Here is a 10,285-nt window from a genome sequence, read left to right as displayed (position 1 = left end):
GGGGGGGGGCGGGGGGGCTGGGGGGGGGGGGGCGGGGGGGGGGGGGGGGGTGGCGGCGGGGCGGCGGGGGGGGGGGGGGGGGGGGGGGGGGGGGGGGCGCGGGGGGCCCCCCCCCCCCCCCCCGCGTCCCTCCTTTCGTGCCCCCGGACGGCCTCAGCGTGTAATCCCTGTAATCCTCCGCAATCCCCGCAAGTCCCTTGATTCCGGGAATCCCGCCACCTTCCCTCCTCGCGTCGTGTCTCCCTCCCCGAGCCTCTTGGCAAAGTTAGTGATTGAGTACTAACTTACTTCCCATGGTTCGGATGAGTGCTGAGGAGCGGCGCGGAAGCGCGGTGCGGGCGGCTGTGGCCGAGTTCGCCGAGCGTGGGTACGACGGCACCTCGACGGAGTCGATCGCACGGCGGGTCGGGGTGTCGCAGCCGTATCTCTTCCGGTTGTTCAAGAACAAGAAGGCGCTGTTCCTCGCGGCGGCGCAGCACTGCGTGGACGAGACCCGGCGGGTGTTCCGGGGTGCCGGGGAGGGGCTGGAGGGCGAGGCCGCCGTCGGTGCGATGGGACGGGCCTACCAGGAACTGCTCGCGGAGCGGCCCGAGGTCGTGCAGATGTACTTGCAGATCTACAGCGCCGCCGCCGCCGCGAAGGCGTCCGGGGACGAGGAGCTGGCCGAGGCGCTGCGCCGGGCGTGGGCCGAATTGTTCGACTACGTCGTCGAGCGGTACGACGGGGACGTCGACGAGGCGACCGGGTTTCTGGCGTACGGGATGCTGGTCAACAACCTCGTCGCTCTCGGGTACCCCAGGGGGCACCGGGTGTGGGGCGGGGTGTACGAGGAGGTCAGACCGCCGGAACCGGGTGCGGGCCCCGAGCGGCAAACCGTCTGCTGACCGTTTCATCAGTGCGCGGATGCGCGGATGCGCGGATGCGTGTGTGCGCGGATCGCGGGTGCGCGGGCTCGTGGGTGGAGGGTGCGTGGCGGCGGCGAGGCGTGCCGGCCCGTCTGCGGTGCGCGCCCCGGTCTGCCCGCGAAAAGTAGTGATCGATAACTAATTTACGCCTGACGTGGAGACTCCAAGGGGGAGACCGTGAAGGACGAGAGCCAGGAGCAGCACGAGCGCCACGAGAAATCCGAGAAGGACGAGAATCACGAGGAGCGCGACGCGCGCGAGATTCACGACAGGTTCAAGAACCACGACAGGTTCAAGAAACACGACAGGTTCGAGAAGCACGAGAGGGGAGAGCGACTGAGGGGGCGGTCCGCCGGCGCGGGGTCGAGGCCGGGCGGAGTCACCCGCGAGACGTCACACGCCGGGCAGCGGCGTCCGGTCTTCTGGGCCCTGCTGATCACCAGCATCGCCGGGTTCATGGCCGCGCTGGACAATCTCGTCGTCAGCAACGCGCTGCCCTCCGTCCAGGCCGATCTCGGGGGCGGGCTCGGGGACCTGGAGTGGACGGTCAGCGCGTACACCCTGACCTTCGCGGTGTTGATGATGCTCGGCGCGGCGCTCGGGGACCGTTTCGGGCGGCGGCGGCTCTTCCTCGTCGGCGTCGGGGTGTTCACCGCGTCCTCGGCCGCCGCCGCGCTCTCCTCGGGGATCGGCCAGCTCGTCGCGGCGCGCGCCGTGCAGGGCGTCGGGGCGGCGGTCATGATGCCGTTGACGCTGACGCTCCTCAGCGCCGCCGTGCCGGCCGCCCGGCGCGGGATGGCCTTCGGGATCACCGGGGCGGTCAACGGCCTGGCCGTGGCCTGTGGGCCGCTCATCGGCGGGGCGCTCACCGAGCACATCTCCTGGCACTGGATCTTCTGGCTGAACGTTCCGCTGGGCGTCCTGCTGCTCGTCCTCGCGCCGCTGCGGCTGCGGGAGTCCACGGCCCCCGGCACACGGCTCGACTTCCCCGGCACCCTGCTGGCGAGCGTCGCACTCTTCGGCGTCGTCTACGGGCTGATCAGCGGCAACCGGGACGGCTGGACCGACCCGCTGGTACTGACCGGGCTCCTGGCCGGCGCCGGGCTCCTGGCCGTCTTCGTCCTGTGGGAGCTGCGCACCCCCCGGCCGATGCTGCCGATGCGGCTGTTCCGCAGCCGCGCGTTCACCGGGATCAACGCCGCGAGTCTGCTCATGTTCCTCGGGATGTTCGGCTCGATCTTCCTGCTGAGCCAGGCTTTCCAGGTGGTCCTGCGCTACTCGCCCACCGAGGCGGGGTTGCGGATGCTGCCGTGGACCGGGATGCCGATGCTCGTCGCCCCCCTCGCCGGTTACCTGTCCGACCGGATCGGCGGGCGGAACGTCGTCGTGGCCGGGCTCGCGGTCCAGGCGCTCGGACTCGGCTGGTTCGCGGTCGTCATCGACCCGGCCATGAGCTACGGGGACATGCTGCCCGCCCTCGTCCTCGGCGGGATCGGCATGGCGCTCTACTTCGCGCCGGCCGCCGCGCTCGTCATGGGCAGCGTCCGGCCCGTCGAGCAGGGCATCGCCTCCGGGACGAACAACGCCCTGCGGGAACTCGGCGGGGCGCTCGGTATCGCCGTGGTCAGCGCCGTGTTCTCCGCGAGCGGCGGATACGGGACGCCGCGGACCTTCGTGGACGGGCTCACCCCCGCCCTCTGGGTCGGAGCGGGCGCCGTGGCCCTCGGCGCACTGCTCGCCCTCGTCATCCCGCGTCGCTCCGGGATGACGGCGGCGGGGACACCGGCGGACGGAAGGCCGACGGAGAAGCCGCGCGAGGCCACCGGGACGGAGGCCGGCACCGCCCACGGCTCCCCGGCCCCCGCCGGCCTCGGCCCCGCCACCCTCTGAGCCCTCGGACGAAAACGTCCGAGAGGAGAGCGCCAGAAGCGCCAGAAGCGCCAGAAGCGCCAGAAGCGCCAGAAGCGCTAGAAGCGCCAGAAAGCTCTGGAAAGCACCACAAAGCGCTAGAGGACATCAGCGCCAGGGCAAGCGCCGCGCGGGAGCGCTGACAGGGCAGGCCGTCCGGCGGGAACCCGGCCAGAAGGTGCCGCGGTTCCGGCGAGTACTCAGCGGGAATGGCACGAAAAGTCGGCGGGAATGCCGCGAGTACTCAGAGGGAATCCCCCGGGAGGTCAGCGGGAATCCCGCGAGAAGCACGGAGCGTAAGGGGCGGGCCCCAGGTGGCCCGCCCCTTACGCTTGTCCTGTGCAGGAACTCCATGACGCTCCCCTCGCCCCCCTGACGACCCTCCGCCTCGGCGGGCCCGCCACCCGGTTGGTCACCGCGACGAGCGACGCCGAGGTCGTCGAAACGGTCCGGGCCGCCGACGCGGCCGGTGAACCGTTGCTCGTCATCGGCGGGGGCAGCAACCTCGTCATCGGCGACAAGGGTTTCGACGGCACCGCCCTGCGGATCGCCACGCGTGGCCGCCGTATCGAGGGCACGACCCTGGAACTCGCCGCGGGGGAGGTCTGGAGCGAGGCGGTCGCCGCCTCCGTCGAGGCCGGGCTCGCCGGGATCGAGTGCCTGGCCGGCATCCCCGGATCGGCCGGGGCCACGCCGATCCAGAACGTCGGCGCCTACGGCCAGGAGGTCTCCCAGACCGTCACCGAGGTCCTCGCCCTCGACCGCGTCACCGGGCAGACCGTGACCCTCGGCAACGAGGAGTGCGCCTTCTCGTACCGTCACAGCCGTTTCAAGGCCGAACCCGACCGGTACGTCGTCCTGCGGGTGCGCTTCGCGCTCGCCGACCAGGACGGGCTGTCCGCCCCCGTCCGGTACGCCGAGACCGCCCGCGCGCTCGGTGTCGAGACCGGCGACCGGGTCCCGCTCGCCCAGGCCCGGGACACCGTCCTCAAGCTGCGCGCGGGCAAGGGCATGGTGCTCGACAGCGAGGACCACGACACGTGGTCGGCCGGCTCCTTCTTCACCAACCCCTTGCTCGACGAGGCCCAGTTGGCGCGGTTCCTCGACCGTGCCCGCGCCCACCTCGGCCCGGACGTCGTACCACCCGCCTACCCGGCGGGCGAGGGACGCACCAAGACCTCCGCCGCCTGGCTCATCGACAAGGCCGGGTTCACCAAGGGATACGGCGCGGGGCCCGCCCGTATCTCGACCAAGCACACCCTCGCGCTCACCAACCGGGGCTCCGCCACCACCGAGGACCTGCTGGACCTCGCCCGGGAGGTCGTCGCCGGGGTGGAGCGGGTCTTCGGCGTCACCCTCGTCAACGAGCCCGTGACGGTCGGCGTGAGCCTCTGAGACCTCCGGCCGGCGCACCCGCCGGGCGGAGGCGCGCACGCCGGCCCGCCGGACGCCCCGGCCCGCCCCGGAACCGGTCCAGGCCCACGCTTCCGGTCCCGATCCCGGAACCGGGACTCAGTAAGCCACCCCCACCCCCTGTTTGACGGTCGAGGGGTCCGTGACGACCGCGAGCATCGCGTGCGCCACGTCCGCGCGCGCGATCTTGCGGGAACGGGGCGGGTTGGCGCCGGTCTCGGTGCGGTAGACGCCGGTCAGCGGGCCGTCCGTGAGTTTCGGCGGGCGTACCGAGGTCCAGTCCGTCGCACTCGCCGCGAGCGCCGCCTCCATCGCCCGCAGATCGTCGTAGACCGGCTTGAGTACCCGGCCGACCGCCGCGAGGACCGCCCGGTCGAGCAGGCTCTCCCCGGGGCGGGCCGGGGCCACCGGTGCCGCGCTCACCACGACCAGCCGACGCGTGCCCTCGGCCTCCATCGCCTCCAGTACCGTCCTCGTCAGCCGGGCCGCGACGCCCGCCAGGGCCTGCTTGTTGTTGCTCGCCCCGAGACCCGAGAGGACCGCGTCCCGGCCCGCGACCGCCGCCCGCAGCGGTTCCGCGTCGGTCATGTCCGCGCGGACCACCTCCAGGCCCGCGTCCGTACCCCCCGGCAGCGCCGGCCGCGCCGGGTCGCGGACCACGGCGGTCACCTCGTGCCCCGCGGCGAGCGCCTGCCGCACGACGTGGCCGCCGACCCCGCCGGTCGCGCCGAAAACCGTCAGCCTCATGGAAGACCCCCGAAGGTCCCGTAGATGGGTGCGCCGCTGGGAGCAGCCTGGTGAGTAAATGCTCACTCACCCTTAGGGTGGGCGTTCACCCACCTCACGTCAAGGTCCTCAGGGAGTCACCGTGCCGGCCATGTCGCAGCCGCCCGACCGGACGCGGCCCGCCCGCGCCCGCATCCTCGACGCCGCCCACCGGCTCATGCTGACGCTCGGCCTGGCCCGTACCACCACCAAGGAGATCGCCCGCGCCGCCGACTGCTCCGAGGCCGCGCTCTACAAGTACTTCGCCAGCAAGGAGGACCTGTTCGTGGAGGTCCTGCGGGAGCGGCTGCCCCGGCTCTCCCCGCCCGAGGCCGACGGCGCACGCTCCGTCGAGGAGAACCTCACCGACTTCGCCCGGCAGGCCACCGCCTTCTACGCCGAGAGCTTCCCGATCGCCGCCTCGCTGCACGCCGACCCCCACCTCAAGGCGCGGCACTACGACGCGATGCGGGCGCTGGGCGCCGGCCCGCACGCCCCCGTGTACGCGCTCGACGCCTACCTGCGCGCCGAGCAGCGGGCCGGGCGGATCGGTTCCGAGGCCGACACCTTCGCCGCCGCCTCCCTGCTGCTCGGCGCCTGCGTCCACCGGTCCTTCGCCTACGAGGCCATGCCGCGGGGCGAACCCCCGCAGTCCGCCGAGGAGTTCGCGGCCCGGATGGCGACCCAGCTCATCCGCGGGACGGAGTGAGCGGTGAGCGTCCAGCGGTGATCGTCCAGGGTCTCGGTCTCCGGGCGAAGGGATCGTCCGACGGGAGGCCCCGGCCTCTGGACCAGGGCCGCCCGCCACCCGGCGCGACACCGAAGCCGCTCCCGCGGACCGGCCCCGCCCGACGGGTCCGTCCCACCGGGCCGGCCGGCCCGGCAGCGGCTCCGAGGACCGCCGAACAGGACCGCCTCACCCCGCCAGCCAGTCCTCCACCCCCGCGAGCAGCTTCTCCCGCACGTCCGGCGGGGCGGCCGAACCACGCACCGACTGCCGGGCCAGCTCGGCCAGTTCGGGGTCGCTGAAGCCGTGGTCGCGGCGGGCGATCTCGTACTGGTCGGCGAGGCGGGCGCCGAACAGCAGCGGGTCGTCCGCGCCCAGCGCCATCGGGACGCCCGCCTCGAACAGCGTGCGCAGGGGGACGTCGGACTGCTTCGGGTAGACACCGAGGGCCACGTTCGAGGCCGGGCACACCTCGCAGGTCACGCCGGAGTCCGCGAGGCGGCGCAGCAGGTACGGGTCCTCGGCGGCCCGCACCCCGTGGCCCACCCGGGCCGCGTGCAGATCGTCCAGGCAGTCCCGCACCGAACTGGGCCCGGCCAGCTCCCCGCCGTGCGGGGCCGCCAGCAGACCGCCCTCCCTGGCGATCGCGAAGGCCCGGTCGAAGTCCCTGGCCATGCCGCGCCGTTCGTCGTTGGACAGGCCGAAACCGATCACCCCCCGGTCCGCGTACCGCACCGCGAGCCGCGCCAGGGTACGGGCGTCCAGCGGATGCTTCATACGGTTCGCCGCGACCAGCACCCGCATCCCGAGCCCCGTCTCGCGGGCGGCCGCGTCCACCGCGTCCAGGATGATCTCCATCGCCGGGATCAGACCGCCCAGCAGCGGGGCGTACGAGGTCGGGTCGACCTGGATCTCCAGCCAGCCCGAACCGTCCCGCACGTCCTCCTCGGCGGCCTCCCGCACGAGCCGCTGGATGTCGGCGGGCTCCCGCAGACAGGACCGCGCCGCGTCGTACAGCCGCTGGAAGCGGAACCAGCCCCGCTCGTCCGTGGCCCGCAGCCGCGGCGGCTCCCCGCCGGTCAGCGCGTCCGGCAGCCGCACCCCGTACTTGTCGGCCAGTTCCAGCAGCGTCGTGGAGCGCATCGAACCGGTGAAGTGCAGATGCAGATGGGCCTTCGGCAGTTCACGAAGGTCCCTGGTCCGGTCGCGGGCCCCGGCACCTGGCGGGGTCACGTGCATGCTCTCCATTCATAGATCCTGCCGCACGCGCGCGGCGGACCGAAACCCGGTTACCCCTTCGAGTACTTGCCCGAACGCGAAAGCGGACCCCCGGCAGCGCCGGAGGTCCGCGATCACCGGGCACGGCGCCCGGGACATCACCTGGGAGGGACGGGTCAGTCCGTCGCCTCGGCCAGCAGCTTCTGGATACGGGCCACGCCCTCGATCAGGTCCTCGTCGCCCAGCGCGTAGGACAGCCGCAGGTAGCCCGGGGTGCCGAACGCCTCGCCCGGGACCACCGCGACCTCGACCTCGTCGAGGATCAGCGCGGCCAGCTCCACCGAGTCCTGCGGGCGCTTCCCCCGGATCTCCTTGCCCAGCAGGCCCTTGACCGAGGGGTACGCGTAGAACGCGCCCTCGGGCTCCGGGCACAGCACGCCGTCGATCTCGTTGAGCATCCGCACGATGGTGCGCCGGCGCCGGTCGAACGCCTCGCGCATCTCGGCGACCGCGTCCAGGTCACCGGAGACGGCGGCGAGCGCCGCGGCCTGCGCGACGTTGCTCACGTTGGACGTGGCGTGCGACTGGAGGTTCGTCGCGGCCTTCACGACGTCCTTCGGGCCGATCAGCCAGCCCACGCGCCAGCCCGTCATCGCGTACGTCTTCGCCACGCCGTTCACCACGATGCAGCGGTCGCGCAGCTCGGGCACGATCGCCGGCAGGGAGGTGAACTTCGCGTCGCCGTACACGAGGTGCTCGTAGATCTCGTCCGTCAGCACCCACAGCCCGTGCTCGGCGGCCCAGCGGCCGATCCGCTCCGCCTCGGCCTCGGAGTACACCGCGCCGGTCGGGTTGGACGGCGAGACGAACAGCACGACCTTGGTGCGCTCGGTGCGGGCCGCCTCCAGCTGCTCCAGCGTCACGCGGTAGCCCGTGGACTCGTCGGCGACCACGTCGACCGGGACACCGCCCGCCAGCCGGATCGACTCCGGGTACGTCGTCCAGTACGGCGCGGGCACGATGACCTCGTCGCCCGGGTCGAGGATCGCCGCGAACGCCTCGTAGATCGCCTGCTTGCCGCCGTTGGTCACGAGGATCTGCGAGGCGTCCACCTCGTAGCCCGAGTCGCGCAGCGTCTTGGCGGCGATCGCGGCCTTCAGCTCGGGAAGACCGCCGGCCGGGGTGTAGCGGTGGTTCTTCGGGTTGCGGCACGCCTCGACGGCCGCGTCCACGATGTACTCGGGGGTCGGGAAGTCCGGTTCACCCGCGCCGAAACCGATCACCGGACGGCCGGCGGCCTTGAGGGCCTTGGCCTTGGCGTCGACAGCGAGGGTCGCGGACTCGGAGATCGCGCCGATGCGGGCGGAGACCCGGCGCTCGGAGGAAGGGGTAGCAGCGCTCATGCGCCCCATCGTTTCAGACAGGCAACGAGCCGGGCACACAGGTTTGCGAACTGAGACACATATAAGAGGCGGGTGACGCGGCCGCCGGGGCCGGGACGATCACCGCCACGACACCGGTCGCCAACAGGGCTCGCGGAGCATCGCGTTCGACCTCGGGCCCCTGAGCACGTATGCTCTGTGCTCGTTGGCCTTCGGCGGACCTCTTCGGCACAGGCACTTAGTGCGTGCGACCGGATGCGGTACGTTGGGGGAGACAAAGGGTCGTAGCTCAATTGGTAGAGCACTGGTCTCCAAAACCAGCGGTTGGGGGTTCAAGTCCCTCCGGCCCTGCTACACACAACCTTTCGCCAGGTCGTGTGCGCATGTGTACGTACAGTAACTGCACCGCCGTGCGGCTCCATCGGGCGACGCACGGCACCGATCCGGAATTCAGGTGAGGACACGTGACGGACGCCGTGGGCTCCATCGATACGCCTGATGCCCAGGACGAGGTGCCTGAGTCGCGGAAGAACCGCAAGGGCGGCAAGCGCGGGAAGAAGGGCCCCCTGGGCCGTCTCGCGCTCTTCTACCGGCAGATCGTCGCCGAGCTCCGCAAGGTCGTCTGGCCGACGCGTGGTCAGCTCTCGACGTATACGACCGTCGTCATCGTCTTCGTGGTCGTCATGATCGGTCTGGTGACCGTGATCGACTATGGATTCTCCCAGGCCATCAAGTACGTTTTTGGCTGAGCCGGAAAGTGCACAATGCGGAGGGCGCCGGAGTCGGCGCCCCTTTCGCGTGTTCCACCCCTATGTATCCAGGAAGAAGCAGCGACGTGTCTGACCCGAACCTGAACGGCGCCGACCAGCCCGCGAGCGAGGACCTGGAGTCCCGCGAGGACGGACTCGACATCGTCGGGGCTGCGGACGCCGGGGCGCCGGACCAGGCCGAGGCTGCGGACGCCGCCGCCGCTGAGCCCGCCGAGGAGGCCGCCGTCACCGAGGCCGCCACCGAGGAGCCCGCCGCCGACGACGTGCTCGCCGAGGGCGAGCAGGACGCCGCCATGGTCGGCGAGGGCGCCCCCGTCGAGGACGGGACCGAGGCCGGCGCCGAGACCACCGGCGAGTCCGCCGAGGACGCCGCGGCCGAGGAGGCCGACGCCGAGGAGGACGCGGCTCAGGACACCGGGAACGCCGCGGACGCCGAGGACACGGAGCCCGCCGGGGAATCGGAGCCCGCCGAGGCCGTCGACCCCGTCGCCGCCCTGCGCGAGGAACTGCGCGCGCTGCCCGGCGAGTGGTACGTCATCCACACCTACGCCGGTTACGAGAACCGCGTGAAGACCAACCTGGAACAGCGCGCCGTCTCGCTCAACGTCGAGGACTTCATCTTCCAGGCCGAGGTGCCGCAGGAAGAGGTCGCCCAGATCAAGAACGGCGAGCGCAAGACCGTCCGCCAGAACAAGCTCCCCGGCTACGTCCTGGTGCGCATGGACCTCACCAACGAGTCCTGGGGCGTCGTCCGCAACACCCCCGGTGTCACCGGCTTCGTGGGCAACGCCTACGACCCGTACCCGCTGACCCTCGACGAGATCGTCAAGATGCTCGCCCCCGAGGCCGAGGAGAAGGCCGCCCGCGAGGCCGCCGAGGCCGAGGGCAAGCCGGCCCCGCAGCGCAAGGTCGAGGTCCAGGTGCTGGACTTCGAGGTGGGCGACTCGGTCACCGTCACCGACGGCCCCTTCGCGACCCTCCAGGCCACGATCAACGAGATCAACGCCGACTCGAAGAAGGTCAAGGGCCTCGTCGAGATCTTCGGCCGCGAGACCCCGGTCGAGCTGAGCTTCGACCAGATCCAGAAGAACTAGCGGATCGCGTGACGGAGGAGAGCCCCGGCCAGGACCCGCGTCCTGCCGGGGCTCTCCGCTGTGCGGCCTGCGCCACCCGGACCAGGCGCGGGGACGCCCGGAG

Annotated in this window: 9 protein-coding genes and 1 tRNA gene; 7 read left to right on the top strand and 3 right to left on the bottom strand. The window is 72.0% G+C overall.

Translation table 11 applies throughout. The annotated features are described in order from the left end of the window. Positions 1–293: 293 nt before the first annotated feature. From ACFYMP_RS13125 to ACFYMP_RS13115, 3 genes are all read left to right on the top strand, one after another. Positions 294–884 (top strand): TetR/AcrR family transcriptional regulator, encoded by a 591-nt coding sequence (locus ACFYMP_RS13125; protein WP_388855284.1) that lies wholly within the window; start codon positions 294–296, stop codon positions 882–884. Between the two features lie 450 nt (positions 885–1,334). Beyond that, positions 1,335–2,795, top strand: coding sequence for a DHA2 family efflux MFS transporter permease subunit (locus ACFYMP_RS13120; RefSeq protein ID WP_388856001.1), 1,461 nt, complete (start codon positions 1,335–1,337; stop codon positions 2,793–2,795). Between the two features lie 357 nt (positions 2,796–3,152). After that, positions 3,153–4,208 carry a UDP-N-acetylmuramate dehydrogenase gene (locus ACFYMP_RS13115; RefSeq protein ID WP_388855281.1) on the top strand — a complete coding sequence of 352 codons (1,056 nt, stop codon included), beginning with the start codon at positions 3,153–3,155 and terminating at the stop codon, positions 4,206–4,208. Between the two features lie 117 nt (positions 4,209–4,325). On the opposite strand, the gene ACFYMP_RS13110 is transcribed toward ACFYMP_RS13115, so the two are convergent. Then, positions 4,326–4,973: an NAD(P)-dependent oxidoreductase gene (locus tag ACFYMP_RS13110; protein ID WP_388855278.1), complete on the bottom strand. Its 648-nt coding sequence runs from the start codon at positions 4,971–4,973 to the stop codon at positions 4,326–4,328. Positions 4,974–5,103: 130 nt separating this feature from the next. Between ACFYMP_RS13110 and ACFYMP_RS13105 the strand changes: the two genes are divergently transcribed. Beyond that, positions 5,104–5,700: a TetR/AcrR family transcriptional regulator gene (locus ACFYMP_RS13105; RefSeq protein WP_388855275.1), complete on the top strand. Its 597-nt coding sequence runs from the start codon at positions 5,104–5,106 to the stop codon at positions 5,698–5,700. Positions 5,701–5,907: 207 nt separating this feature from the next. Here the strand turns inward: ACFYMP_RS13105 and ACFYMP_RS13100 are convergent, their stop codons facing one another. Together ACFYMP_RS13100 and ACFYMP_RS13095 are read right to left on the bottom strand one after the other, a co-directional pair. Continuing rightward, positions 5,908–6,966: an adenosine deaminase gene (locus tag ACFYMP_RS13100; RefSeq protein ID WP_388855272.1), complete on the bottom strand. Its 1,059-nt coding sequence runs from the start codon at positions 6,964–6,966 to the stop codon at positions 5,908–5,910. Between the two features lie 146 nt (positions 6,967–7,112). Further along, the gene (locus ACFYMP_RS13095; protein ID WP_388855269.1) at positions 7,113–8,339 is read right to left on the bottom strand and encodes a pyridoxal phosphate-dependent aminotransferase; all 1,227 of its coding nucleotides are present in this window, start codon (positions 8,337–8,339) and stop codon (positions 7,113–7,115) included. 257 nt (positions 8,340–8,596) lie between these two features. Between ACFYMP_RS13095 and ACFYMP_RS13090 the strand changes: the two genes are divergently transcribed. The 3 genes from ACFYMP_RS13090 (at position 8,597) to nusG (ending at position 10,182) form a co-directional block, all read left to right on the top strand. Then, positions 8,597–8,669: transfer RNA gene (locus tag ACFYMP_RS13090), tRNA-Trp, on the top strand. Between the two features lie 113 nt (positions 8,670–8,782). Continuing rightward, positions 8,783–9,067: a preprotein translocase subunit SecE gene (gene secE / locus ACFYMP_RS13085; RefSeq protein ID WP_388855266.1), complete on the top strand. Its 285-nt coding sequence runs from the start codon at positions 8,783–8,785 to the stop codon at positions 9,065–9,067. A gap of 86 nt (positions 9,068–9,153) precedes the next feature. Further along, positions 9,154–10,182 (top strand): transcription termination/antitermination protein NusG, encoded by a 1,029-nt coding sequence (nusG, locus tag ACFYMP_RS13080; RefSeq protein ID WP_388855263.1) that lies wholly within the window; start codon positions 9,154–9,156, stop codon positions 10,180–10,182. Positions 10,183–10,285: the final 103 nt, after the last annotated feature.

The sequence above is a fragment of the Streptomyces sp. NPDC007088 genome (assembly GCF_042869355.1).
In the GTDB taxonomy this organism is placed as follows: Bacteria; Actinomycetota; Actinomycetes; order Streptomycetales; family Streptomycetaceae; genus Streptomyces.
This window is presented reverse-complemented; position numbering and strand designations above follow the sequence as displayed.